This window comes from Rhodococcus sp. 077-4 (assembly GCF_047782425.1).
GTDB lineage: Bacteria > Actinomycetota > Actinomycetes > Mycobacteriales > Mycobacteriaceae > Rhodococcoides.
Window position 1 is genome coordinate 143,559 of the sequence record NZ_JAJPWC010000006.1, and the last position, 25,623, is coordinate 169,181.

18 protein-coding genes and 1 pseudogene are annotated in these 25,623 nt (G+C 64.3%); 9 read left to right on the plus strand and 10 right to left on the minus strand.

Annotation, left to right across the window (positions count from 1 at the left end):
• The first annotated feature begins 90 nt into the window (after positions 1 to 90).
• The 3 genes from recC to recD are packed head-to-tail and all read left to right on the plus strand — an operon-like array spanning position 91 to position 8,548.
• The gene (recC, locus tag ACNEOT_RS23620) at positions 91 to 3,366 is read left to right on the plus strand and encodes an exodeoxyribonuclease V subunit gamma (protein WP_415977099.1); all 3,276 of its coding nucleotides are present in this window, start codon (positions 91 to 93) and stop codon (positions 3,364 to 3,366) included.
• Positions 3,363 to 6,689 (plus strand): UvrD-helicase domain-containing protein, encoded by a 3,327-nt coding sequence (locus tag ACNEOT_RS23625; protein ID WP_415977100.1) that lies wholly within the window; start codon positions 3,363 to 3,365, stop codon positions 6,687 to 6,689. Before recC ends, ACNEOT_RS23625 begins: the two co-directional genes overlap by 4 nt.
• A complete protein-coding gene (recD, locus tag ACNEOT_RS23630; RefSeq protein ID WP_415977102.1) occupies positions 6,686 to 8,548 on the plus strand; it encodes an exodeoxyribonuclease V subunit alpha in 1,863 nt (620 codons plus the stop codon). The genes ACNEOT_RS23625 and recD overlap by 4 nt, the downstream gene beginning before the upstream one ends.
• Positions 8,549 to 8,562: 14 nt before the next feature.
• Here recD and ACNEOT_RS23635 read toward each other — a convergent pair whose 3' ends face one another.
• The 4 genes and pseudogenes from ACNEOT_RS23635 to ACNEOT_RS23650 all read right to left on the minus strand — a co-directional run bounded on the left by ACNEOT_RS23635 (position 8,563) and on the right by ACNEOT_RS23650 (position 13,218).
• Positions 8,563 to 9,381, minus strand: a complete 819-nt coding sequence (locus ACNEOT_RS23635) for a TY-Chap domain-containing protein (RefSeq protein ID WP_415977103.1) — start codon at positions 9,379 to 9,381, stop codon at positions 8,563 to 8,565.
• A 79-nt stretch (positions 9,382 to 9,460) separates the two neighbouring features.
• A pseudogene (locus ACNEOT_RS23640) lies at positions 9,461 to 10,603 on the minus strand (sulfite reductase subunit alpha); the annotation flags it as partial.
• A 108-nt stretch (positions 10,604 to 10,711) separates the two neighbouring features.
• Positions 10,712 to 12,187 (minus strand): DUF2079 domain-containing protein, encoded by a 1,476-nt coding sequence (locus tag ACNEOT_RS23645; RefSeq protein ID WP_415977105.1) that lies wholly within the window; start codon positions 12,185 to 12,187, stop codon positions 10,712 to 10,714.
• Positions 12,188 to 12,237: 50 nt separating this feature from the next.
• Positions 12,238 to 13,218, minus strand: coding sequence for a GTP pyrophosphokinase (locus ACNEOT_RS23650; RefSeq protein ID WP_415977106.1), 981 nt, complete (start codon positions 13,216 to 13,218; stop codon positions 12,238 to 12,240).
• A gap of 92 nt (positions 13,219 to 13,310) precedes the next feature.
• Here ACNEOT_RS23650 and ACNEOT_RS23655 point away from each other — a divergent pair, with 92 nt between their 5' ends.
• Positions 13,311 to 14,285, plus strand: a complete 975-nt coding sequence (locus tag ACNEOT_RS23655; protein ID WP_415977107.1) for a sigma-70 family RNA polymerase sigma factor — start codon at positions 13,311 to 13,313, stop codon at positions 14,283 to 14,285.
• 11 nt (positions 14,286 to 14,296) lie between these two features.
• Here the strand turns inward: ACNEOT_RS23655 and ACNEOT_RS23660 are convergent, their stop codons facing one another.
• Entirely contained in the window at positions 14,297 to 14,704 is a 408-nt protein-coding gene (locus ACNEOT_RS23660) for a VOC family protein (protein WP_415977108.1), read from the minus strand.
• A gap of 167 nt (positions 14,705 to 14,871) precedes the next feature.
• On the minus strand, positions 14,872 to 15,141 hold the full coding sequence (locus tag ACNEOT_RS23665; protein WP_415977109.1) for a chorismate mutase: 270 nt from the start codon (positions 15,139 to 15,141) through the stop codon (positions 14,872 to 14,874).
• A 268-nt stretch (positions 15,142 to 15,409) separates the two neighbouring features.
• Here ACNEOT_RS23665 and ACNEOT_RS23670 point away from each other — a divergent pair, with 268 nt between their 5' ends.
• A complete protein-coding gene (locus ACNEOT_RS23670) occupies positions 15,410 to 16,591 on the plus strand; it encodes an NAD(P)/FAD-dependent oxidoreductase (protein ID WP_415977111.1) in 1,182 nt (393 codons plus the stop codon).
• A 70-nt stretch (positions 16,592 to 16,661) separates the two neighbouring features.
• Positions 16,662 to 17,771, plus strand: a complete 1,110-nt coding sequence (locus ACNEOT_RS23675) for a hypothetical protein (protein WP_415977112.1) — start codon at positions 16,662 to 16,664, stop codon at positions 17,769 to 17,771.
• A gap of 64 nt (positions 17,772 to 17,835) precedes the next feature.
• Here the strand turns inward: ACNEOT_RS23675 and ACNEOT_RS23680 are convergent, their stop codons facing one another.
• The 4 genes from ACNEOT_RS23680 to ACNEOT_RS23695 are packed head-to-tail and all read right to left on the minus strand — an operon-like array spanning position 17,836 to position 22,836.
• Positions 17,836 to 19,278, minus strand: coding sequence for a GntP family permease (locus ACNEOT_RS23680; RefSeq protein ID WP_415977113.1), 1,443 nt, complete (start codon positions 19,276 to 19,278; stop codon positions 17,836 to 17,838).
• Positions 19,275 to 19,913, minus strand: a complete 639-nt coding sequence (locus ACNEOT_RS23685) for a bifunctional 4-hydroxy-2-oxoglutarate aldolase/2-dehydro-3-deoxy-phosphogluconate aldolase (RefSeq protein ID WP_415977114.1) — start codon at positions 19,911 to 19,913, stop codon at positions 19,275 to 19,277. The genes ACNEOT_RS23680 and ACNEOT_RS23685 overlap by 4 nt, the downstream gene beginning before the upstream one ends.
• On the minus strand, positions 19,910 to 21,523 hold the full coding sequence (locus tag ACNEOT_RS23690) for an N-acyl-D-amino-acid deacylase family protein (RefSeq protein ID WP_415977115.1): 1,614 nt from the start codon (positions 21,521 to 21,523) through the stop codon (positions 19,910 to 19,912). Before ACNEOT_RS23690 ends, ACNEOT_RS23685 begins: the two co-directional genes overlap by 4 nt.
• A gap of 14 nt (positions 21,524 to 21,537) precedes the next feature.
• Positions 21,538 to 22,836: an amino acid deaminase gene (locus ACNEOT_RS23695; protein ID WP_415977116.1), complete on the minus strand. Its 1,299-nt coding sequence runs from the start codon at positions 22,834 to 22,836 to the stop codon at positions 21,538 to 21,540.
• A gap of 111 nt (positions 22,837 to 22,947) precedes the next feature.
• Between ACNEOT_RS23695 and ACNEOT_RS23700 the strand changes: the two genes are divergently transcribed.
• The 3 genes from ACNEOT_RS23700 to ACNEOT_RS23710 are packed head-to-tail and all read left to right on the plus strand — an operon-like array spanning position 22,948 to position 25,158.
• Positions 22,948 to 23,967, plus strand: a complete 1,020-nt coding sequence (locus ACNEOT_RS23700) for a sugar kinase (RefSeq protein ID WP_415977117.1) — start codon at positions 22,948 to 22,950, stop codon at positions 23,965 to 23,967.
• A complete protein-coding gene (locus ACNEOT_RS23705) occupies positions 23,964 to 24,746 on the plus strand; it encodes an IclR family transcriptional regulator (RefSeq protein WP_415977119.1) in 783 nt (260 codons plus the stop codon). The genes ACNEOT_RS23700 and ACNEOT_RS23705 overlap by 4 nt, the downstream gene beginning before the upstream one ends.
• Before the next feature lie 10 nt (positions 24,747 to 24,756).
• The gene (locus ACNEOT_RS23710; RefSeq protein ID WP_415977120.1) at positions 24,757 to 25,158 is read left to right on the plus strand and encodes a RidA family protein; all 402 of its coding nucleotides are present in this window, start codon (positions 24,757 to 24,759) and stop codon (positions 25,156 to 25,158) included.
• The last annotated feature ends 465 nt before the right edge of the window (positions 25,159 to 25,623 follow it).

Below are 25,623 nucleotides of genomic sequence, written 5' to 3' on the forward strand. Positions count from 1 at the left end.
GTCATCGCGCAGAACTTGTCGGTGTCTCGAGTAGGGTCGTCACCAGTCCCGATACGGGCCTTGGAAACGAGCAGGCAGGGGACCCCAACGGTGCTGACGCTCCACCGCGCCGAACGCGCAGGAACGCTGGCGGCTGCACTCGCCGATGTCCTCTCCGTGCCATTGGACGACCCGTTCGCGCCCGAAATCGTGTCGGTCCCGGCGAAGGGCGTCGAGCGATGGCTCATCCAGCGGCTGTCCAGCACACTCGGCACGTCGTACGGCGACGGCATCGCAGCGAACATCGACTTTCCGAGCCCGGCGCGGTTGGTCTCGGGCGCTGTAGCTGCCGTCGATGACATCGATCCCGACGACGATCCGTGGGCGTCGGGCAGGGTGGTCTGGACCGCGCTGGAGGTGATCGACGAGTGCCGCACCGAACCCTGGGCGACGGTGCTGTTCAAACACCTCGGTGCCGGTTCCGAGGACCATCGTGCGGGACGTCGCTGGTCGACGGCATCGCATGTGGCAGAACTGTTTCGCACCTACGGTTCTCAGCGGCCCCAGATGCTGCGCGACTGGTTCGACGGGCGGTTCACCGACGGCCACGGCGGCGAACTGGACGACGACCTGCTGTGGCAGCCACGAGTGTGGGCCATGATGCGCGAGCGGATCGGCAGCCCGAGCCCCGCCGAACGGCTGCCGCACGCATGCGAACGACTGCGGGACGCACCGGAATCGGTCGACCTACCGAGTCGATTGTCGGTGTTCGGTCCGACGCGACTGACAACCGATCAACTCGAAATACTGGACGCGCTGTCGCACGCTCGCGACGTGCACATCTGGGTTCCGCATCCCAGCCCGGCGATGTGGAACACCCTCGCCGAGCTCCCCGCGGTGACGCGCCGACGAGACGACACGACGGCCCTGGCCGTAGAGCACCCACTGTTGTCCAGTCTGTCGCGAGACGTGCGCGAACTGCAGGCAACTGTCGCGTCGGTGGTGACGCACACCGTGCACCACGAGGGCCCCGCAGTTGCGGAGACCCTGCTCGGCCGGATCCAGTCGGATATCACCGCCGACGCGTTTCCTCCCTTCGAATCCAGCGGCGCCGAAACGTGCATCGACGGAACGGTGCAGATTCACGCGTGTCACGGCCCTGCCCGGCAGGTCGAAGTTCTGCGCGAATCGTTGCTGCATCTGTTCACCGACGACCCGACACTCGAACCACGGGACGTACTGGTGATGTGCCCCGACGTCGACACCTACGCCCCGCTGATCCGCGCGAACTTCGGGCAGGCGGCGCTCGTGCATCCAGGACACCGCCTGCGCGTGCGCCTCGCCGACCGAGCCTTGCGCCGCACCAACCCCGTGCTCGATGTCATCGCCACCGTGCTGGACTTCTCGGAGGGCCGGGTGACAGCGAGCGAGCTGCTGGACTTTGCCGCGAGTGGCCCGGTGCGCGAGAAATTCTCCTTCACCGACGATGATCTCGAGCGGCTGCGCGAGTGGGTGACGACCTCCGGCGCCCGTTGGGGGCTCACAGTTCGGCAGCGAGAAGCATTCGGCTTGAACAACTTCCGGCAGAACACCTTCAAGTCGGCCCTCGATCGCATCCTCCTTGGGGTGGCCGCGGATGAGACCCGGAACGAATTCCTCGACCTCGCACTGCCTCTCGACGATGTCGACAGCAACGACATCACCCTTGCCGGTCGTCTCGCCGAGCTCGTCGATCGACTCGCCTCGGTGCTCCGAGCACTCGCGGGCCCGGCATCGGTGGTCGAATGGTCGCGGCAACTGGGACGCGCGCTCGACCTGCTCGCCGACGTGCCCACCGCCGACGAATGGCAACTGGCACAGGCGCATCGAGAAATAGCCGACGCCACCGAACACGGCGGTGCGGCCGGGCTTCGGCTCGCGGACGTGCGCGCCATGCTGGCAGGCAGACTGGCAGGCCGACCCACCCGCGCGAACTTCCGTACCGGCGAGCTGACCGTGTGCACCATGGTCCCGATGCGTTCGGTACCGCACCGAGTGGTGATACTCCTCGGACTCGACGACGAGGTGTTCCCCCGCGTGGGCAGCATCGACGGTGATGACATCCTCGCCCGCGACCCGGCCATCGGCGAGCGTGACATTCGCAGCGAGGACAGGCAACTGCTTCTCGACGCGGTGATGTCCGCCGAGGAGAAACTACTGCTCTTCTACACCGGAGCAGACCCCGTCGACGGATCGGCCAAGCCGCCCGCGATCCCACTGCGCGAGCTCATGGACGTGCTCGAGGTGACCGCGGGCGGAAGCGTCGAACATCGGCATCCGCTGCAGCCGTTCGATCCTCACAACTTCGAGGCCGAGCATCCGTTCAGTTTCGACTCCGTTGCCCTGGCGGGAGCGGTGGCGGTGCAGCGGTCACCCAGCCCGGTGCCGACGTTCCTGCCCGACGCGTTGCCGCCCGCACCACGGGGTGACGTCGAACTCGCCGAACTGATCGCCTTCGTAGAGAATCCGGTGCAGGCATTTCTGCGCCAACGGCTCGGCTTCCGAGTTCCGGAACTCGAGGATGATCTGGCCGACAGCCTGGACATCGAGCTGGACCCGTTGTCGCGGTGGAACATCGGCGACCGGATGCTCGCCGCGGTGCTCGCAGGCGGAGACATCGGAGAGTTCGCCGACGCCGAGTGGCGGCGTGGCACCCTGCCACCGTTCCATCAGGGCCGACGTGAGATGACCGACATCCGGCAGATCGTCGGGATCATCGCCGACGCAGCTGGGCCATTCCACGAGGGTCCGGCCGAGACCACAGACGTTGCAGTCGATCTCGGCGACGGACGACGCCTGACCGGTACCGTCACCGGAATTCACGGCCGCACGCTTGCGCGCTCGTCCTACTCACGTCTCGCGGCCAAGCATCGCCTGGCGGCGTGGGTGCGCCTCCTGGCGGTTGCGTCATCCGAGAGAGGGGAATGGACCGCCGTCACCATCGGGCGGGCGAGCGGCCTGCGCCCGCCTCGTAGATCTCGATTGACCGCCCCGCGTGATCCCGTCGCGGTCCTGAAGGAGTTGGTCGAACTGCGCGATCGAGGATTGGCAGCACCGCTGCCCATGTCGACCGGCACCGCGTCGGCCTACGCGGAGAAGCGGTTCGCCGGAGGATCCATCGAGGACGCATACGACTCGGCCACCTGGGCGTGGCGCGGTGACTTCGGCGACGGAACCGATCGATCACTGCGGTACGTCCACGGCCCCGCCCTGTCGTTCCAGACCCTCCTTGCTGCGACCCCGCTGGCCGACGAGACCGAGCCGTCGAACGAGAAGAGCCGCTTCGGAATTCTCGCTCGAAAGCTGTGGGACCCGTTGCTGACCGCCGAGAACATGGGGAACGCATGACCGCCGCCCGCGGCTTCGATCTACTCGGTTCGATGCCGACCGGAACGACCGTGCTCGAAGCCAGCGCTGGGACCGGTAAGACGTATGCAATCGTCGGGTTGGCCGCGCGCTACATCGCCGAGGGAATCGCCGAGATTTCCGACCTGCTTCTGGTGACCTTCAGTCGGGCTGCAACCCAGGAACTGCGAGACCGCACCCGCAGCAGGTTCGCGTCCATCGCACGCGACCTGGCAGACCCGCACGCCGCCCGAGCAGCCCGAGATCCACTGGTGGCCTTCCTCGCCGCGGTCGACGACGCCGAAGTGGACCGGCGTCGGAAAAGGTTGCGAAAAGCGTTGTCGGACTTCGACGCCGGCACCATCGTCACTACCCACAGTTTCTGTCAACGAATGCTCGACGGTCTCGGCATAGCGGGCGAGCGCGAACCGGAATCGACGTTCGTCGAATCGGTCTCGGATCTCCTCGAACAGGTCGTGGACGATCTCTATCTGCAGATGTTCAGCGGCGATGACGAGGCACCGGCATTCAGCAGACGGGAAGCGCAACAGTTGGCGTTGTCCGCCGTGGGCGACCAGCAGTCGATTCTGTACCCAGACACCGAGGACATGGACGACGGTAACCGTGAGCCCGCATTGCGGGTGCAATTCGCCATGCAAGCGCGGCAGGAGATCGAACGTCGCAAGCGCCTGCTCGGGGTGCGTGACTACAACGATCTGCTCGGCCTGCTGCATTCGGTGCTGTCCGACCCCGTGCACGGTGAGGCCGCATGCGCCCGCGTGCGAGACCGATTCCGCGTCGTGTTGATCGACGAGTTCCAGGACACCGACCCGATGCAGTGGGACATTCTGCGGCGGGCCTTTCACGGATTCACCACGCTCATCCTCGTCGGTGATCCGAAACAGGCCATCTACGCGTTCCGTGGAGCCGAGGTTCTGAGCTATCTCGACGCAGTGCAGTCCGCAGACAATCTGTACGAGCTGACCGCCAACTGGCGCAGTGATTCCGGGCTGCTCGATGCCCTGCACCATCTCTACGGCGGCGCAGCTCTCGGTCACGACGACATCGTGGTCCACCGAGTCGAGGCTCGAAACCCCCTCTCGCGCATGGTCGGACATCCTCCACTGCGGCTGCGTTATCTCGGTCGATCCGGAGCAGGGCCGTTGCGGCAAGGCTTCCCGGCAGTCGATCGACTTCGATCCAGAGTTGCGGCAGACGTTGCGGCGGACATCGTCGAGCTGCTGTCCGGACACGCGGTGATCGACCGCCCGGACGGGCCCCGGGTGATCGAACCGCGGGATATTGCGGTGTTGACTCGAACGACGAAGCAGGTGGCGTTGATTCGGGACGCACTCGACGCCGTGGGCGTGCCGTCCGTCGTATCGAGTAGTACCAGCGTGTTCGGCACCGAGAGTGCCCGACATTGGTTGTGGCTGCTGCAGGCGATCGAACAACCTCATCGCACCGATCGAGTCCGGCTCGCCGCCCTCACCCCGCTACTCGGCTGGACTGCCGCTCAGCTCGATTCCGGGGCCGAGGAGGCCTTGTCCCAGGTCAGCAGCCGACTACGTGAGTACTCGACTCTGTTCGACGAGGCCGGATTCGCGGCAGTGTTCGAGCGGGTGTCGGCCCAATCCGGGCTCGATGCGCGGCTTCTCGCGGTGGAAGCAGGCGAACGCACGATGACCGACCTGCGGCACATCGCCCAATTGCTCAATCGCGCAGCGGTGTCCGAGTCCTACGGAATCACCGCACTCACCCGCTGGCTGACCGACCGCATCAAGGAACCGGCAGCGGGCGGACCAACCGACCGCAGCCGCCGACTCGACAGTGATTCCGCCGCAGTGCAGATCATGACGACTCACGGCAGCAAGGGTCTCGAGTTTCCGGTCGTCTACCTCCCGTACGCCTGGGACACGTTGTACTTCAGCAAGCCGTCGACGCTGTTGCTGCACGAGAACGGCGAGCGAATTCGGGACGTCGGTGGACCGTCGGGTGCGGGTTACGCGGCCAGGAAGATTCTCAGCGACCGAGAGGAGGCAGGCGAGGAACTGCGGTTGCTCTACGTGGGGCTGACCCGCGCCGAGAGTCAGATCGTGCTGTGGTGGGCACCGGGGCGAAATACCGCCACGTCCTCTCTGCACCGCATGCTGTTCGGTCGTATCCCCGCGATTGCGCAGCCGGAACCGTCGTTCAAGGTGCTCGACGATGCGACCACCGCAAACCGACTCCAATCCTGGGTGGGCTCGGCAGCCGCCCTCATCTCGATCGAACCGGTGGGACCCAGCGCGCCGTCCACCGCGCACTGGAACCGGCCCGAGCAGGCGCACCTCGACGTGGCCGCCGCACGATTCGATCGAACTCTGGACCTGCTGTGGCGTCGAACGTCGTACTCCGCGTTGACAGCTCACGCCCACGACGGCGCTCCTGTCCAGCCGGAGATGGGAGTGACCAGCGAGGCCGAGCATCCCGAGAAGACGGACGAGCCTGCCGAGCCCCCGGTAGGCAGCGAAGGCTTCGGCGAACAGCCGGACGGAATTGCGTCACCGATGAACGGCATGCCTGCCGGTGCGGCATTCGGAACGCTCGTCCACGAGGCGCTCGAACACGTGGACACCTCCGCTCCCGATCTGCTGGCCGAACTCGAGCAGCGTTGCGCCGCGGCGGTCGCGTCGCGGATGGCCGAGGTCGACCCGGTGGCGCTGGCCGCGGCCCTTCTCCCGGTGATGCAGACCCCTCTGGGCTTCGGGACACTGGCCGACGTAGCGCCGGCCGACCACCTCGCAGAGTTGGACTTCGAGTTGCCCTTGGCCGGCGGAGACGATCCGGTGACGGCGACCGTCACCCTGAAATCCGTAGCGCGCCTGCTGCGAGACCACCTTCCCATGACGGACGTGCTTGCGCCCTATGCAGACCTGCTCGACGGTATCGAGGCGACACCGCTGCGCGGTTTTCTCACCGGCAGTATCGACTCGGTTCTGCGGGTGCCCGGACCGCGCTACGTCGTGGTGGACTACAAGACCAATCGGCTCGCCCGAGGGGATCTGACCACCGAGAACTTCACGCGCGAGAAGATGGCCGCGGAGATGATGCGCTCGCACTATCCGCTGCAGGCAATTCTGTATGCCGTTGCGCTGCATCGATATCTGCGATGGCGTCAACCGGATTACGACCCGCAGGTGCACCTCGGTGGTGTTCGATACCTGTTCGTGCGGGGCATGGTGGGCCCGCAGACCCCCGCCGGGTGTGGGGTGTTCGACTGGGATCCGCCCGCAGCTCTGGTAGTCGAGCTTTCGGATCTGCTGGCAGGAAGGGCAAGTCGATGACGGGCGTCTCGATTGCGCTGCGCGGCAGCGGGATTCTGCGGACGTTCAATGATGCGGGTGTGCTGTCGGCATCCGACGTGCACGTGGCGCTGCGCCTCGGTGCGCTGGCGGGGGAGTCCTCGGAGCACGTGCTGTTGGCGGCTGCACTGACGGTGCGCGCGGTGCGATCCGGTTCGGTGTGCCTGGATCTGCAACGACTGCGCGACATCACGGTCGACGAGGATTCGGATATCGACCCGAGCGCACTGCCGTGGCCCGAGCTCGTCGAGGTTCTCGGAGCCCTCCGAGTCAGTCCGCTCGTGGTCGGCAGCCCCAGCGGACCGTTGAAGCCACTGAAGCTGGTCGACACCGACCAGGGTGAGCTGCTGTACCTGGATCGGTATCATCTGCAGGAGAGCATGATTCGCGACGTTCTGGCCGAGCGATCGCAGTCCCATCCGCCGGCAGATCCAGCCCATATCGGCGACGCCCTGGCCGCCCTGTTCATCGACGAATCGGGTGCACCGACGGCCGCTCCCGATCGGCAGCGAATAGCAGCAGCGCTGGCGGCAACGCAGTGGACCACGGTCATCGCCGGCGGGCCGGGAACCGGAAAAACCCACACGGTGGCGAGAATCCTGGCGCTGCTGGTCCGCCAACACGGCAGTGACCTGCGCATCGGTCTGGCCGCGCCCACCGGCAAAGCCGCCGCTCGATTGCAGGAGTCGGTATCGGAGCAAGCCGTACTCCTCGGCCTCCCGACGGACCTGAAAGCGATGACGCTGCACCGACTTCTGGGATGGAAGCCCGGTAGTAAGACGCGATTTCGACACGATGCCGAGAATCGATTGCCGTACGACGTCATCGTCGTGGACGAAACCTCGATGGTGTCGTTGACGATGATGTGCCGATTGCTCGAGGCCGCACGTCCCGAGTCTCGGTTGATTCTCGTCGGCGACCCGGATCAGTTGACGTCGGTCGATGCGGGCGCGGTTTTGGCAGATCTGGTGGCCCGCCCGGTCACCGGCACCGAGAACCCGGTGTTGGCGGACCTGGTCGATGCCGATTTTTCAGCCGCCGAGGATCCCGCTGAAGCCACCCTGAGCGCGTTCGAGCGGGACCGATTGCGCGGGGGCGTCGTTCGGCTCAGTCGTGGCAGACGGTTCGGCGGCGCGATAGCCCGCTTGGCCGTAGCAGTTCGAGACGGGCGCGCCGACGATGTGATGGCGATCCTCGAGTCCGGAGCGGACCAGATCTCTTTCCAGGGTCCCGACGACGTGGATGCGCTGCGCTCCGACGTGATCGACACTGCAGCAGAGGTCACTGCCGCCGCGGTCCGGGGCGACGCCGACGAAGCGCTGCTGGGGCTCGAGAAGCACCGCTTGCTGTGCGCGCACCGCGAGGGTCGTTGGGGAGTCTCGCGGTGGGACCGGCAGGCAATGGAGTGGGTCGGAGAGGGAACCGGAATGTTTCTCGATCCCTCGCTCTGGTACCCCGGTCAGCCGTTGTTGGTAACGGCGAACGATCACGAGGCGCGGATCTACAACGGAGACACCGGAGTTGTGGTGTCGGGAGATAACGGAACCCCGATGGCGGCCTTCGCCCGAGGGCGCGGACACGTGTTGATCCACCCGAACGTGCTCTCCTCGATACGCACCGTGTACGCGATGACCATCCACCGCAGCCAGGGCAGTCAGTACGACACCGTCTCGGTCCTGCTACCGGCCGAGGCATCGACACTGCTGACCAGAGAACTGCTGTACACAGCGATCACCCGGGCACGATCACATGTGCGGGTGATCGGTACCGAGGAGGCCATCCGTGCCGGCGTCGAGCGTCAGGTGCTCCGGGCGAGCGGCCTGCGGCGAACAATCCTGTGAACTACTGCAGCCGGTCAGCGGCACGCGTGCCGGTCCGCTTTCGTCGCGGCGTCGATGCTGTGGGCGACAAGAAGCCAGGTGCGGGCCAGGTTTTTCCACACTTCGGACGAGTTTTCGCGACCTGCGTCGGCGGCCGGGCGAGCTCGCACGGCGGCCGCTCTGTGCAGAGACAAAGCGCGGGCTTTCAAGGCGTCGATATCGCCGGCGGCACACACCGATCGAACGGTGTGCACGTCGACTTTTCGGCCGATCATCTGGCACAGCGTCTGAAGTGACCTCAGCTCGGCGGGAACGTCGTCCGGTGTTTCCGACGGCTCCTCGGCTCGTTCCGTCACCGGTCGACCGACCGAACCTCGCTGCAGGTCGACCGGCCCCGACGAGGCACCGTCCGCCGCTACGCTCCAGGCACTCAGGAACGACGGATGCGGAACGTTCCAGATCTCGCGGAATGCGCGCGTGATCATCTCCGCGACGAGCGCACCGTCTGCGCGGGTGTCGGTTCGCGTGAGATCGATGATCGACCCGTCTGCTACCGGCTTGCCTCGGTCCAGCCAGCCGAAGTCGAGCAACTGCACATCCATGGCCGTCGGATCGGGAGCGTGCGGGTACAGGAGCGAGGGAAGCGCCGCTACCGACACCAGGGCGTCGCCGTCCGTGGCGGCCACGTCGATGTACGGCCGCAAACCACGCTCGCCGGGACTGGCCTGGGCGGCGGTGACCGTGATGTAGTCCCTCTCGGGGAGGGATCGAAGACGGGCGTGCAGATTCTCGGTGAACGTTGCCCATGCGAGCGCGGTGGTGGAGTCGAAATGGCCGTTCTGCAATGCGTTCACGATGCGAACCCTCTTCTCGGACGAGAACTGATGCCTGTGTCCTAAACCGTAGCGAGGGGGTCCGACAAGAACTCCGGCGTCAGTACACGTCGCGCAGGTAGCGCTTGGTTTGCTTGAGGTCGTTGACGTAGTCCTCGGCGGCGTCGGGGGAGCGGCCACCGTGTTCGGCGACGATCTCGTGCAGTGCTTCGTCGACACCCTTGGCCATACGGGCCGCATCACCGCAGACGTAGAGGTGCGCACCTGCCTCTAGCCATCCGTACAGCTGTTCACCCGCCTCACGCATGCGGTGCTGTACGTAGATCTTCTGAGGCTGATCGCGGGAGAAAGCCAGATCGAGTCGAGTCAGTAGACCGTCGCGCTCGAACTCGTCGAGTTCGTCTCGGTAGAGAAAGTCGCTCGCTCGATGCTGGTCCCCGGAGAACAGCCAGTTCTCGCCCGACGCGCCGCGCGCGCGACGCTCGTGCAGGAATGCACGGAACGGTGCCACTCCGGTTCCCGGCCCGATCATGATGATCGGGGTGTCGTCGGACGGGAGGCGGAAGGACTTGTTGGCCGACAAGAACACCCCTGCCTCGTGTGCGTCGCCGACCCGATCGGCCAGATACGTCGAGCAGACGCCACCGCGGTCACGCTCGGCCGAGCGGTATCTGACCGTGGACACAGTCAGGTGCACGGTGCCTTCGTGCGCGATCGGTGACGACGAAATCGAGTAGACGCGATGCTGCAGAGGACGCAGCAAGCCGAGGAATTCGGCCGGATCGAGTACGCGCGACCGATCGAGATCGAGAACGTCCACCACGTCGCGGCCCCACGTCCAGGCATCGAACGATGCGCGGTCACCGTTCTGCAGGACGTGATCGAGTTCGGCGTCACCGGCATGTTCGGCCACGGCCTCGATCAAGTCCATCGACGGAATACCGATTTCGTAGTCCGTGGTCAACGCGTGAGCAAGCGTGATCTCACCGGACTTCGTGTGCACCGCGGTATCGGCCGGCACTCCGAGCCGTTCGATGACGGCCGAGACCAGCGCCGCGTCGTTGACGGGTTTGACGCCGAATCCGTCACCGGCTTCGTAGGAGATGCCGCTATCGCCCAGCGCGATCTCGAAGTGTCGAACTTCCTTTGCCGAGGTCGGACCGGACAGGCGCCGGTTGCTCAGAACCTTCGCGCGGTAGGGGTTCTTTCGATTCCACGGTGAGCGCTTCGATGCGGTCTTGGTGGCGCCGAGATCGCCGGTTCGAGCGTCGATGTCCTGTACCTGCCTTGTAGTTGTCGTCACGATGTGTCGAGCGAAGGGTCCCTGTGTCCAAACACTAATCGTGCGCTGTCACTCGCGGTGCAGGACCTCGATGCCGTCGACGGAATAGACCCGGTCGTATCCACTCGACAGCGCGCGGTCGATCGCCTGACGGTCGCCACTCTCGTCCGTCGGCCAACCCGCAGGCCGCTGCCGGTTGACGACGATCCAGTCGGGGACCGTCGAGTCGGTTGCGCGCTGCGGAAAGACCGACACGTCATGGTCGGCGACGAGTTGGGCCACGAGATTGTTCGACGCCGCAACGCGATCACCGGCCGGAATCCACCCCGAGATGTCACGGGCCGTTGCGGCCTGCGGGTCGATCGTCCACTCCTGCGCGTGCACCAGACGGGCCATGGGCAGGAACGGAAGTGCGATCACCGCGAATGCCGCCACGAACGCGACGATCAGCTTGCGGCCGCGGTCGGTGAGTTGACCATGCCGGTGACTACGCACCAACGCGTCGAGCAGCGCGACGAACACGATGACCATCAGGACCGCGTTGTAGTGATAGATCGGCTTCCAGAAGTTGGTGTTGTCGCTCAGAAAGCGCCATGCGACCGTCGGCACGGCTACCAGGAGCAGTGGGGACCGTAGGGCGAAGAACCCGGTGACCGCGAGCAGCAGGAAGGCGGTGGCAGCGCGGGAATCGCCGGCAACCAGGCCGTGCGCGGTGTCCGCAATGCCTTCGCCGAGCGGCGGTAGCTTCGAGCCTTGGTCGTACGAATTGTCGGTGCTGAGCGCCGGGACTATCACCTTGACGGCGAGAACCACCCAGGTCAGGCCCCAGACAGCGGTCAGTATTCCCAGAATTCGTGTTCGCCCGCTCGTCCACAAGGCCACCAGTGCGCCGATGACGACGACGGTCAGGCCCATGTCCTCTTTGACGAACACCAGCGGCAATGCCCAGGCCAAGGCCGGCAGCCAACGCTGACGAACCAGTGCGACCATCGACATCGCCAACAGCGGCATCGCGAACGCCACCTCGTGAAAGTCGAAGTTCAGTGCCGCCTGCACGCCCCAGGACAGTCCGAACGCCGCAGCGATCACGACGGCGACGACGGTTCCGAACTTCTGCACCGCCAGTCGGCTCAAGGGGATCACCGCGAGCGCAAACAACACGGCCTGCGCAATCAGCAACGTCTCGGCGTGTGGGAACAGGCGATAGACAGGGCTTAGCAGCGCGGTGATGGGCGAGAAGTGGTCGCCGAGCGTGTTGTAACCGGTGCCCAGCAGGTCGGAGGTCGGCGCGCGAAACTGCGAGTACGACGCGATCTGCTGGACGAAAATCCCGAGATCGAATCCGGATGTGCGGAGCTGGCGATGGCCGAGGACCGACATCACCGCGTACAGCGGTGCCAGCACGGCGAACGAGACGGCCGGAACCAACGTCTCGGCACTGCGGAATCGTGCGCGCCGGTCTGTTCGGTCGGTCCCTCTGTCGTCGGTCGATTCGTCGACAATGTCGGCATCGGTGACGACCGTGGATTTCTCGGTAGTGGTCACGAGAAGTCATTCCTACCGGATCGACGTGAGATGTTCCTGAGAACCGCAGGTCAGCGCTTGCGCTTCTTTGCAGGCTTGCGTCGTGGCGGCTGCGAGGTGAGGTGGTAGTACAGCGCGTCCTCCGAGTCCTCGACCACCACGTCGATGTAGTCGCCCACCTCGAGGTAATCGTTGACGGCAATACGGTCGGTCGAGCCGATGACAGCCTTGACCGAACGAGCGGGGACGAGACCCCGACGGCCGTCGGGACCGACCGCGAGCGCGTACCGAGGCCCGGTGCGGGTGACCCGGGCGCGAATGAAATCCGGATCTTTCGGGATCGGGTCGGCGGCGAGCACGCTGCCGTCCTTCGATGCGGCCGTCAACGAATCGAGTTGCGCGGCGAGATCGTCGGCCATCGCGTCCACCTGGTCGAGGAGGTGGGCCATGTGCGCGGCGTAATCGGTGTGCTTCTTGGTCGGCTTCAGTGCTTCACCGGGCTTGTACATGTCCTCGTGCGTCAGCTCGCCCCAGGCGTCCTGCAGGCGCGTCTTGACCTGAACTTCCACCTTCACGTCGAGATCACCCTGATGCGTGGCCACTCGAACGACCAGCACGGCGTGATACGCGCGGTAGCCGCTGGGTTTGGGAAAGGCGACATAGTCGGTCGGTGGCTGCGCGAACCGGACGGAGCATTTCGGGTCGTTACACGCGCGCTCGAGCGCCGCGACGAACGTGAGCTGGTCGCGTGGGGTCTTGCACAGCACCTTGATGCCGACGAGATCGGGAAGCGCCTCGGCCACGGCATCGACGTCGGTGGGCTCGGTGATGCGGCCCTCGGAGAGATAGCGGCGCAGTTTGTCGGCCGATCTGCCGGGGTCCTTGATGCGTGCGGTCTGCGCGTTCAGTCGGTCTCGATCGACGTCCTCGAGAATTTCGTCGGCGATGGTTTCGAGGAAGTTCTGTGCGGTGACGAGAGCGGCTTCCCACGCCCGACGGCGATGCAGGTACAGCTCCTCGACCAAGTCGTCGATGCTCGTTGCCGATGTCACGTTGCCGAGGTTAACGCAGAAGCGTGGGCAATCACCGTCGATGGCGCGCGTTCGAGCTGTGCCGCGTTCGTGTCCGGTTTACGCTCTACCGCATGACCGTGGCTCCCGAACAGACGGACGACTTCGTCGCGCAGTTCGACCCGTTCCGTCGCGAGCTGTTGGCGCACTGTTATCGCATGACCGGGTCGATCCACGATGCGGAAGATCTGCTGCAGGAAACGTACATTCGCGCGTGGCGGGGCTACTCCAAATACGAGGGCCGCTCGTCCCTGCGCACCTGGCTGTACCGAATTGCGACCAACACCTGTCTCACTGCGTTGGAGGGTCGTGCCAAGCGTCCGCTGCCGACCGGCTTGGGTGCACAGAGTTCCGGTCCCACCGACGAACTGGTGCAGAACAACGAGATACCGTGGCTCGAGCCCATCGCCGATTCCGAGCTGGCGGACTCGAGTGACCCGGCCTCGATCGTCGTGGCAAAGGAATCGGTGCGCCTTGCCTTCGTCGCTTCTCTGCAACATCTGTCGTCCCGACAGCGCGCGGTTCTGCTGATGCGCGAGGTGTTGCAGTGGAAGGCGTCGGAGGTGGCCGAGGTTCTCGCCACGACGACGACGGCAGTGAACAGCCTGCTGCAGCGAGCGAGGGAACGGCTCGACGAGATCGCGCCGGAACTCGACAGCGTCGAGCCCATGGAGTCGGCCGAATTGCAGGAGCTGCTCAGTCAGTACGTGGAGTGCTTCGAGCGATACGACATCGACCGGTTGGTCACGCTGTTCACCTCGGACGCGGTCTGGGAGATGCCGCCGTTCGTCGGTTGGTACCGGGGGGCCGAGACGATCGGCTCCCTCATCCGAAACAACTGCCCGGCGAACGGGGCAGGCGACATGCGGATGGTGCCGACCTCGGCCAACGGTCAACCCGCGTACGGGCTGTACATGCTCGGTGAGGACGGCGTACATCGGCCGTTCCAGCTGCACGTCCTCGATGTGGATGCCACAGGCGTCGGGCATGTGGCCTGCTTCTTCGATCTGTCCCTCTTCGACCGATTCGGCCTGCCCGACCGCCTCTGAACACCGGCCGATCAGCCCTGTGGGACGGCCGAAGGGTCCATCCACATCACTTCCCAGACGTGGTTGTCGAGGTCCCGGAATGCCCTGCCGTACATGAAGCCGTGATCCTGTGGCTCCATCCACTTGGTTCCACCAGCCGCGATCGCTGCGTCGGTGAGCGAGTCGACTTCGTCGCGACTGTCGGCCGAGATACACATCAGGACCTCGCGAGCCGAACCTGTGTCGCAGATCGAATCCGAGATGAAGTCCTCGAATCGAGACGTGGCCAGAAACATCACCGTGGCTTGGTCGCTGACGACCATGGAGGCACAGTTCTCGTCACTGAACACGTCGTTGAACTCGAATCCGAGTCCCTCGAAGAATGCGCGGGTGGCAACGACATCGCGGACGGGCATATTGGCGAACAGCAAACGGGACATGTGAAGTACCTATTCTGCGAGAACCTGCTGCGTCGAACCGTCGAACAACGGTCTTGCTTCTACTGACAGCTGTCGGGCCGCAAACTCACCGGACACAGGTGCCGACACGACGCGACCCCGCCGAGCGAATGCTCGACGGGGTCGCGGACTGCGAAGCTGAGGGGGCGTTATCGGCTGATCTGCGCGAGGCGAGACAGCATGCGCGAGAACACGTGACCGTCGTTCCCGAGATCGGCGTACGGATCGGCTACCTGGTCCGACGCGGCTGCGTCGGGTGTGGCCGCAGCGAGCGTGCGTGCCAAGTCGGTGCGACGCTCGATGGCGTCGAGGATGTTGGCGTCCAGCGTTGAAATTTCGTCGAAGAGTCGGTCGACGTCGGCCGTCGCGATATCGGCGTTGTCGGTGCCAATAGCGAGTGAATCGATCTGAACAGTCACATCGTCTCCTTGTGTTCGCGTCCTGAGGTGTGAGTCGTTCGGTCGGCCGGAACCGTTACAGGTCGACTCGAGTAAAAACGATGTTTCGTCCTCCTGACCAAGATGCCCACTCGACGGGCCTGGGCCAACCTCTTGGAGGTGTGATGCTGCATACAGTGCGGTCGGTTCACTACCTGCGGTTCACCTGCTGGACCGGCTCGTAGGGTTGTGCCCGCGTCGATGCGGGTAGTCGTCGACGCGAACCACGTCGACTTTCGAGGAGTGAACAATGCGTTACGACTACCTGATCATCGGCGGAGGAATGGTGGCCGACAGTGCAGCCCGTGGGATCCGCGAGCGAGACACCACGGGATCCATCGCGATCCTCGGCGCGGACTCCGACGAGCCGTATTCGAGGCCGGCGCTGTCGAAGAAGCTGTGGACGGACAAAGACTTCGGCCGAGATCAGGTCTCGCTCGATACTGCTGCCGATACCGGTGCCGAGGTACACACCGGAACTCGCGTCGCGTCGGTGAATCGATCGGACTCGTCGGTGACGACGCAGGCCGGGGATCGCCACGAGTACGGGACGCTGCTCCTGGCGACGGGGGCAACACCGACCGGAATCGAACTCGCTTCCAGCCCACGGGTGGTGTATTTCCGCACGTTCGCCGATTACCGAGCGCTGCGCGAGCTGACGAAGACCGCCGATCACATTGCCGTGGTCGGCGGCGGATACATCGGCACCGAGATCGCCGCGGCCTTGTCCGGGCAAGGTGTGAAGGTCACCTTGGTGACGTCGGACGCCGTACTCGGCGGGCACATGTTTCCGCCGAGCCTGGCTGCCGCCTTCGACAAAGGATTCGCCGGTCACGGAGTGACCGTCCGCCGGGGTGCGAAGGTCGTTTCCGGTGCAGAGGCGTCTGCGCGCGTACAACTGCAACTCGACGACGGTTCGGCGGTGGAGGCGGACGGCGTGGCGTTCGGTCTCGGTGTTCGCCCCAGCAGCGAATTGGCCGAGGCCGCCGGACTGACTGTGGACGACGGCATCGTCGTCGACGAGTTCCTGCGAACCGAGGACGTTCGCGTCTACGCGGCCGGTGACGTGGCAAGCTATCCCGACGCGATCCTCGGGCGACGACGCATCGAGCACGTGGACAACGCCACTGAGATGGGCAAGGCTGCGGGCCGCAACATGGCCGGTGCCGCGGAGCCCTACTCGTACACTCCGTACTTCTATTCCGACGTCTACGACGACGGCTATCAGGCGATCGGCACGCTCTCCTCATCGCTGCACACCGTCGAGGACTGGAAGTCCGTCGGCAAAGAGGGCGTCGTGTACTACCTGGACGACGATGCCGTCGTGCGGGGTGTGCTGATGTGGAACGTCTGGGAGGGTCTGGACGTGGCGCGCACCCTGCTGGCCGAGAAGGAGCCGCAGACCGAGCAATCGCTACGTGGGGCGATCTGACTTTCTGGAACACTCGAATGCGAGCGATCCATCGACGACACCGGCGATGCAGCGTGACCGAGGAGAGACGATGTCCGAGTTCGATGACAGTGGATCAGCCGAACAGCGTGCCCGATTCGACGACGAGGTTCACAGTCGCTGCGCCGACTGCCGGATGCCCGGTCGTTCGGAGCCACTTTCCGACGCGGCCGCTGTCGCCATCGCGGCCGGTCGGGTGGACGAGGCCACCAGAGCGGCGCTCGTCGCACGATGGCATGCCGGACGCTCGTTGCCGTCCATCGGTGGGTTCGGCGCGCTGCGAAACCTGGTGGACGAGCGTGACCGATGGCTTGCGAAGGACACGACGAGCAAGCCCGGATCGGCTCTTGTGTACAAACTTCGAGTTGCGGAGTTGACCAAGCGCATCAACCATCAGCGCACCACCGTGGTGATGTCCAACCGGCACTACGCCACCGGGGTGCGTGCGGCGCGCAAGGAGCGGCGCGAAGGTGTGCACCTCGATCTGGATCAGCGCGACGCAGTCTTCGACGCATTGACCAGGACGCCAGCGCCGCAGAAGTTCGGTCCCCTCGCCGAGCGGGGTTTGTCACTGGTGGACGCGGCCACCGACCGGGTGAGCACGCTGGCGCGCAAGACCCCGGTGTCCGACAGGATCGAGTGGGCGACCGGAAAAATGGATCAGTTCGTGGATCGCAAGGACGACCGCTTCGCCGACCGCTACGACACCCTGCTGTTCCTGGCCGGCTCTTCGTTCGACCGGATTCGTAGGTCGCCCGCATGGCAGTCGACGTACTTCGAGATCCAGCGCAATCAGCTCGACCTGTTCGTCGAGCTCACCGATATCTCTGTCGATGCCACGTCGCTGCGCACGGTGGCGACCGAGCTCGACCGCATCGGCGAGACGATGGTCGACGAGGAGACTGCCGCGCAGGTCGAATCTCGCCGTGGCGCATTGGAAGTGGTGTGGAGGCAGTCGACCGGTCGGGTGGCTGCCTTGGTCCGCCTTGCGAACCTGGTCGAGTCGTCCGAGACCGAGGCACGCACTTCCGACGCCATGGCCCGCGCCCACAGTCTCGACGATCGAATCGACGACCTCGTCGGGCGCTCGGGTAGCCGCGAGATGTCTGCTCAGAACACGCATTTCGTGGGTGATCAAGTGCGGACGCAGTGGCGCGAATGAGTGCCCCATAGGACGCAGTGGCGCGATCGGGTGCCGGTCCAGGCACACAATCGCGCCACCGGTGTCAGGCGATGATCGCGAACAGAATTCCCGCGACGGCGAAGCTGACCACGGACAGGATCGTTTCGAGGACGGTCCATGTTTGCAGGGTCTGTTTGACGGTCAGGTTGAAGAACTTCGCGATGATCCAGAATCCGCCGTCGTTGACGTGGCTGGCGATGATCGAGCCCGCTGCGATCGACATTGCGATCAGTGCGATGGCCGGAGCCGAGTAGTCCTGTGCTGCCACGAGGGGGCCGACGATTCCGCCGGTCGTCACGATGGCCACGGTGGCCGAGCCCTGTGCCACCCGCAGTGCGCAGCTGATGATGTAGGCCAGGACGATGATCGGCAGGCCTGCGGCTGCCATGGTGTCGGCCAGTGCGGTGCCGATGCCCGTGGCGGAGATGACCTTTCCGAAAAATGCGCCTGCGCCTACGACGAGCAGCAACATGCCGACGGGGCGCAGTGACTCTCCGGTGAGCTTACTCAGCTCCTGGACGGTGGATCCGCGGCGAATGCCCAGCACGTAGAACGCAATCAGTACTGCGATGAGCAGCGCGACGGCGGGTGTGCCGAAGAACGTGAGCACTTCGAGGAGGTTGCCGGGATCGAGCAGAATGCTGCCGAATGTGGCACCGAGGATCAGGACCAGCGGAACGGCAATGATCGCTCCGATCGTTCCGACCGACGGTGGCGTCGTGACGATCGGGCGTTTGGTGGCAACCGAACCGGTGCCACCATCCTGGGTGGTGCTCGCGTCGTCTGCGTCGTTGATGAAGTCGTCGGGTACGTCGACGATGATCCGCTTGCCGATCCAGTTGCCCCACACCAGGCCTGCGGCAATGAATCCTGGAATGCCGCAGACGAATCCGAACAGGATGAGCCAGCCCAGGTTCACCTCGAGCAATCCGCCGAGGGCGACCGGCCCGGGATGCGGCGGCAGGAAGGCGTGCGTCATGGACAACCCTGCCAGCATCGGCAGTGCAAAGAGCACCAACGACTTTCCGCCTTGGCGGGCAGCCACGTAGACCAGCGGTGCCAACACGAAGATTCCGATGTCGAAGAACACCGGAATGCCGAAGATCAATCCGAGCAGCCCCATTGCTATGGGTGCTCCGCGTTCTCCGAAGACGCCAAGAAGCTTCGCGGTCAGTGCTTGTGCACCGCCGGACTTTTCGAGGATTGCACCGAGTACCGTTCCCAGTCCGATGATGACGGCGATGTGTCCCAGGATGCCGCCGAACCCGGTCTCGAGCAACGACTCGTTGCTCTTGATTGCGGTGCCGACTATCTGGTTGACCGGCAAACCGGCGGCCAGAGCCAAGCCGAGTCCGACGATGAGAAGCGCGATGAACGGCTCGAGCTTGACCTTGATGATGACCACGAGCAATACGGCGATTGCTATGCCGCACAGCACTAGTAGGCCTGGAGTGGAGGTTCTGAGCCAGTCGACAACAGAATTCATGACGAGCCTTCCTTGATGTCTGCACTGATGGCCGCCACGAACGTCTGCGCTCGTGCGGTGATGTCGTCCCACTGGGCAGCGGCAACCGATGCCGGTGGAACCACGTCGGTGCCTGCCGTCACTGCTACGGCACCGAACGCGAGGAATTGAGCGGCGTTGCCCGCGTTGACGCCGCCGGACGGAACGAGTTTCGCGTCGGGGAACGGTCCCAGCAGATCTTTGAAATACGCAGGCCCGACGGTTCGTGCCGGAAATATCTTGACGGCGTCCGCCCCGAGATCGAGCGCGGTCATCACTTCGGAAGGGGTGAGCGCACCCATCATCAGTGGGATCCCCGCGTCTGTGACGACGGCGGCAACGTCGGGACGCAGCCCAGGGGTGACGACGAAACGTGCACCTGCGTCGATCGCCGACCGCGCTTGATCGGCGGTCAGGACCGTGCCGGCCCCGACTACGGCACCCGCGTCCGATGCCGCGCGGATGAGGTCGAGGACGCCGGGCGTGGTGAAGGTCAATTCGAGTGCGCGAATTCCGCCGCGGGCGAGCGCATTTGCCAATGCAGCAGGATCGCAGATGTGCGGGGCGCGGACCACCGACAGTGCGCGGTCCTCGAGAATCGTGGTCAGTGCGCTCATGATGTCTGCTTTCCGGTGGGATCCATTCGCAAGGCGTGACCTGCCAGAGAATGAGTGGGGAGATGATCGTCGATGGCGAACGCGCCGTTGACCATGACGTGGCTGATGCCCTTGGCCTGTTGCTTCGGGTTCTCGAACGTGGCGGTATCACGCACGGTGGCCGGGTCGAACAGAACGAGATCGGCCGCGTGGCCTTCGGCGATGGTGCCGCGTGCACGCAGTCGTAGGCGGGCCGCGGGGCGACCGGTGAGGTGATTGATGCACTCTTCGAGCGAGAGCAACTGCTCGTCCCGGACGTAGTGACCCAGGTAGCGAGGGAAGGTGCCCCAAGCGCGTGGGTGCGGCTTCTCGCCGACCAGAATCGCGTCGCTACCGCCCATATGGTGTGGGTGCGCCATGATCTCGCGCACGTTCTCCTCGTGTCCGACGTGTTGCAGGATGGTGGTGGCCATCGCATCGCGGCGAAGGAAGTCGAAGAACACGTCCACCGGTGACCGATCCTCGTCTGCTGCGATCTCGGACATCGTGCGACCGACGTATCGATCCAATTCGGGATTCGCCACCCCGCTGAGCTGGATGGTTTCCCACTCGACGGTGACACCGTGGCAGCCGTCGGATCCGTTCACGTCGACATCCTGTGCGATGCGGCGACGCGCGTCCGGATCGTCCAATCGTTCCAGCGCGCGGTCCGGGCCACCCGACATCGCCCAACTGGGCAGCAGCGCAGACAGTGTGGTGGCTCCGGGCAGATAGGGATACGTGTCGAGGGTGACGTCGCATCCGTCCGCGATCGCAGAATCGACGCGGTCGAGGAACTCACGTGCCCGGCCCCGATTGACGCCGAAGTTCATGGTCGCGTGAGTCAGATGCAGCGCACATCCCGTTTCCCGTGAGAGATCGAGCATCTCCTGGTATGCGTCGAGCGCGCCGGCACCGTACGACCGAGTGTGCGGTGCGTAGAACCCACCGAAGTCGGCGACGACCTCGCACAGTGCACGCAATTCGCTTGTGTCCGCGTACATTCCGGGCGTGTACGTCAAACCGCTCGACATTCCGACGGCACCCTCCTGCAATCCCTGTGCCAACAACTCCTGCATGTGTGCGATCTCGGACAGCGTCGCGGGCCGCTGATCGGCACCCACCGCGAGGTAACGCAGTGTTCCCTGGGGAACGAGATAGGCGGCGTTCGGGGTGATCCCCTGGTCGAGTCGAGTGAGGTACTCCGAGACCGAACGCCACGAGAAGTCGAGGTCGACGGGATTGCCGTTCCACCCTGCGATCTGACGCCGCACCACGTCGAGCGTCGCGTCGTCGATCGGGGCGTAGGCAATGCCGTCCTGTCCGATGACTTCGGTGGTGACGCCCTGACTGATCTTCGGAAAGTGGTCGGGGTCGGTCAGTAGCCGCAGGTCCGAGTGGGCGTGCATATCGATGAAGCCGGGGGACAGAACCTGACCCGGTGTGGCGTCGACGATTCTGTCGGCACCGGTGACGGCACCGGGTTCGGTGATCGACGCGATGATCCCGTCGTGAACGAGAACGTCACGACGCAGTCGCGGTGATCCGGTGCCGTCGATGACGTCGGCACCGCGAAAGAGTATATCGAGCATACGTTTTCGGCTTTCTAGAAGAATGTGTGCACGAGATCGACCACGACGGGATCGTCGCCGTCCGCATCGTTCACCACGGGAATCAGACGCCACTTGTCGAAGGCGGTGCATGGGTGAGACAGGCCCAACCTGACCACCGATCCCACCGGCAGTGCCGCGGCGTCCTCGCCCGGTAGGCGAAGGAACGCATGCTGATCGTTCAGTGCTGTGATTTCGGCGTCGGAGTTCAGCCGCTCGTCTCCCCGAACATACTGGGGGACAGGAAGTCCCTCGTCGAACGGAAAGTCGCGCTTACCCGCGTCGAGCAATGCGAGACCCGGTTCGGGTCGGGAGACCGTGCGAGCCCATCCGTGCATCGCCGAGATCAGGGGTACGTCGGTTCGGGCCGGGGTGAGCGGTGAGATCTGCGCGTAGAAGCCGTCGTCGTGCACCACGTAGGCACCCGAGCGCAGCACCACATCCGTGCGCACGCCTTCTTCGGTGGTGAGGGACAGCAACCGTTCGACGACGAGGTCCTGGTAGGCGCTGCCGCCTGCGGTCACGATCGCATGTTCGCCGTAGAGGCCTTCGGCGTCCAGCGATCGATGCAGGTCTGCGACGGCGTCGAGATAGTTCCGAACTACTTCGAGGCCCCCCTCGGAGCGGTCGTGGCTCAATGCACCTTCGTAACCACCGACCCCAGCCAGGGTGAGCCGTGAAGACGAGGCGATCACACGGGCTACCGCAGTCGCTTCGTCGATCGTGCGCGCGCCGGTTCGGCCGTGCGGGCCACCGAGCTCGACGACGACCGCAATGGGGCGCTCTCCCCGTGCGGATAGAATGCGGTCCATCTCGTGCACGGTCGCGACACTGTCAGCCCAGCAATAGAATTCGAAAGTGGGATGCGAATCGAGCTCGGCCGCAACCCATGTCAGCGCTACGGGATCGATCTCGGCATTGGCGAGCACGATCCGTTCCACCCCGAACGAGCGCGCCACCTGAACCTGCCACCCGGTTGCGAGAGTGATGGCCCAGCTTCCCGCGTCGAGTTGTTGCTTCCACAATTGCGGGGCCATCGACGTCTTGCCGTGGGGTGCAAGCAGTACGCCGGCCTGCGCCGTCCAGTCGGCCATGACCGAGATGTTCGACGCGATGCGCTGCCGATCGAGGGTGAGCACCGGCGTCGTGAATTCCGACAGTCGCGGCGACGTGGCGAGGAAGTCTTGGACGGTCTGTCCCCATGATCTCGGCGGCAGTGCTTTGTGCTCGGGCCCGAGCATTCGTTGCCCGAGCGCCTCAACGGCACCGATGTCGATCACGTTCGTCTCCTTCATGTCGGGAAGTAGAGCGCGTTGCGCTATGTGCAACGTTGGTTGCGCAATGTGTCTATGATTTGTAGTCTGCAACGAAAGGCAACGTTGCCGCAAGAGTTCGAGGAGAACGGCGTGAAACCACCACGTGCAGTGTGTGTAGGCGAAGGCCTCGTCGTTCTGGTCGCGGAGCCCGGCCCGTTGGATAGATCGGAGACGTTCCACCGCGCGGCCGGAGGTGCTGAAGCCAACGTGGCCAGGGTGTTCGGTCAACTGGGAGTCGACGCCGCGTGGATCTCCCGAGTGGGCGACGACGGATTCGGCCGGTACCTCGTCGACCAGCTGGTCGCTGCAGGTGTCGACACCTCCGGTGTGACGATCGACGACGAGCGACCCACGGGCATGTATGTGAAGGAACGCGGCTCCGGTTCCGGCGTGCGTCACGATTTGGCGCACGGAGACAGTGCGATGACGTACTTTCGGGCCGGGTCGGCTGCGAGTGCGCTGTCGCCGACAGATGTCGACGGGAATGCTGCGGACCTGGTTGCACGTGCAGATCTGATCCACTTCACGGGAATCACCGTGGCAATTTCGGATACCGCGGCCGAGCTGACGCGATGCTTGACCGATCGCCCCACGGTAATCAGTTTCGATCTGAACTATCGGCCCGCACTGTGGAAGTCGCGAGTGGACGCGGCTCCAGCCTTACTGGGCGAGCAGGTGGGAAGGAGCGATGTGGTGTTCATGGGTGCCGACGAAGCTGCGCTCGTGTTCGGGACCTCGGATCCCGCCGAGCTGCGCGAGATGTTCCCGCAGCCGCAGCACCTGGTGGTCAAGAACGACGCGCATACCGTGACTGCGTTCGACGGAACCGCTCGAGTCGACGTTCCGGCGCTGCGGCTCGACGTTGTCGAAAAGATCGGTGCAGGAGATGCATTCGCAGGCGGCTATCTGACGGGACTGCTGTCGCACCGGAGTGCCGTCGCGCGTGTTCGGTTCGGGCATCTGTGCGCGGCTGGAGCGCTGACCGGGCACGGTGACATCGCCTCCGTTCTGCCTTTGGACATGCTGACCGAGTTGGCGGAACTCTCCGACGAGAAATGGGCGACGCTCGACTACATGGCCGCGTCTGTGCGTCACTCGGAGGTGCAATGAGTCAAAGTCTCTCGCGGGCGCTGACGATCCTCGGCATGCTCGGTGACGGCTCGCGATCACTCGACGAGTTGGCGGCGGTTCTCCAGGTGCACAAGACGACGGTGCTGCGGCTGCTTCGGACGATGGAGAGCGACAGGTTCGTACAACACGATGCCGACCACCGCTATCAGCTCGGCTCACGACTGTTCGAGCTCGCGAACCACGCGCTCGAACAGCGAGACGTACGCAGCATTGCCCGGCCGCACCTGGCCGAGCTCAACTCCAGCACGGGCCAAACGGTGCACCTGGCCACCTACGAGGCAGGCGAAGCCATCTACATCGACAAGCTCGACGCCACTCAGAGTGTGCGGATGTATTCGCGAGTGGGAAAGCCGGCGCCGTTGCACTGCACTGCAGTGGGGAAGGTTCTGGTTTCCGCACGTCCACAGGTCGAGCGGGAACGAATTGCGCACCGCATCACGTACACGGCGTTCACGGAGCGGACGATCACGTCGGCCGAGGGCTACCTGCGTGAATTGGACCTGGTACTCGAGCAAGGATTTGCCGAGGATCGCGAGGAGCACGAGTCGTTCGTCAACTGCATCGGATGCGCAATCCGCAACGGAACCGGGGATGTAGTCGCTGCGGTGTCCATGTCGGTGCCGGACATGTTGCTCGATCACCAGCAGGTTCTGGAAACACTTCCCGAGGTGCAGCGGACCGCCGCTGCCATCTCCGAAGATTTGGGTTGGCGGCTGCGGAAGGCCCCGACACCCGAAGCACAACCAACAGTTCGATGAAAGGAACGCCATGAGTGAAAAGATCGAAATCCGTACCGCCGGAGCGCCGGCGCCCGCCCATACCTTCTCCCAGGGAGTCAGGAAGGGCCCGTTCGTGCAGGTTTCCGGCCAGGGACCGGTCGATCCATCCACGAGCGAGTACCTGTTCCCCGGTGACGTCGCCGCACAGACCACTCGAACCCTCGAGAATGTCAAAGCCATCGTGGAAGCGAGCGGTGCCACATTCGACGATGTCGTCATGCTGCGTGTGTATCTGACCAAGCGTGAGGACTTCTCGATCATGAACGACGCCTACGGAGAGTTCGTATCCGCGAACACGTCCGGCGACGTGCTGCCGAGCCGCACCACAGTGTTCACGGGACTGCCCAGGGAAGAGATGTTGGTCGAGATCGACGCCGTCGCGATCGTCTGATCGTCACCCCGAGGGAGATGTTCACACGAAAATTACATCTGACCAGGCGATTTGCGTAAGCGTTGGTCTTCGCGTAACTTTTGTCGAGTCAGAGCGACACGGACACCGACCCGGTCTTCACAAACCGGGACAACGAGGTTGTACGGAGTATGCACTGAACAACCCAGGCAAGGCTAGTAGTTATCAGCCATGTCTGGGGTTCGAGCGTGTAAGCCCCGAAGTTGCTGTGCGAACAGTAGCGACGGTGTGTGCGTGTTCTTTGAGAACTCAACAGTGTGTCGATGAATGTCAGTGCCGAAATTATTTGTTTTGGTGAATGCATTCGATGTATCAGCTGCCCGCTTGTGGTGGTTGTTGTCGGGTGTTGTTTTGAATGCTAGTTGAGTTTTTCTGCTAGTGATTTGACTTGATGTCTTTGACTGATTCACGGTCCTTCGGGATTGTTGTTTCGCAGGTCTTTTACGG

What these genes read in the sequence shown, in the direction of transcription:
- ACNEOT_RS23710 (WP_415977120.1), top strand. Translation starts at nt 24,757, where the DNA reads ATGAGTGAAAAGATCGAAATCCGTACCGCCGGAGCGCCGGCGCCCGCC.
- ACNEOT_RS23670 (WP_415977111.1), top strand. Translation starts at nt 15,410, where the DNA reads ATGCGTTACGACTACCTGATCATCGGCGGAGGAATGGTGGCCGACAGT.
- ACNEOT_RS23680 (WP_415977113.1), bottom strand. Translation starts at nt 19,278, where the DNA reads ATGAATTCTGTTGTCGACTGGCTCAGAACCTCCACTCCAGGCCTACTA.
- ACNEOT_RS23690 (WP_415977115.1), bottom strand. Translation starts at nt 21,523, where the DNA reads ATGCTCGATATACTCTTTCGCGGTGCCGACGTCATCGACGGCACCGGA.
- ACNEOT_RS23655 (WP_415977107.1), top strand. Translation starts at nt 13,311, where the DNA reads ATGACCGTGGCTCCCGAACAGACGGACGACTTCGTCGCGCAGTTCGAC.
- ACNEOT_RS23695 (WP_415977116.1), bottom strand. Translation starts at nt 22,836, where the DNA reads ATGAAGGAGACGAACGTGATCGACATCGGTGCCGTTGAGGCGCTCGGG.
- ACNEOT_RS23675 (WP_415977112.1), top strand. Translation starts at nt 16,662, where the DNA reads ATGTCCGAGTTCGATGACAGTGGATCAGCCGAACAGCGTGCCCGATTC.
- recD (WP_415977102.1), top strand. Translation starts at nt 6,686, where the DNA reads ATGACGGGCGTCTCGATTGCGCTGCGCGGCAGCGGGATTCTGCGGACG.
- ACNEOT_RS23660 (WP_415977108.1), bottom strand. Translation starts at nt 14,704, where the DNA reads ATGTCCCGTTTGCTGTTCGCCAATATGCCCGTCCGCGATGTCGTTGCC.
- ACNEOT_RS23705 (WP_415977119.1), top strand. Translation starts at nt 23,964, where the DNA reads ATGAGTCAAAGTCTCTCGCGGGCGCTGACGATCCTCGGCATGCTCGGT.
- ACNEOT_RS23685 (WP_415977114.1), bottom strand. Translation starts at nt 19,913, where the DNA reads ATGAGCGCACTGACCACGATTCTCGAGGACCGCGCACTGTCGGTGGTC.
- ACNEOT_RS23625 (WP_415977100.1), top strand. Translation starts at nt 3,363, where the DNA reads ATGACCGCCGCCCGCGGCTTCGATCTACTCGGTTCGATGCCGACCGGA.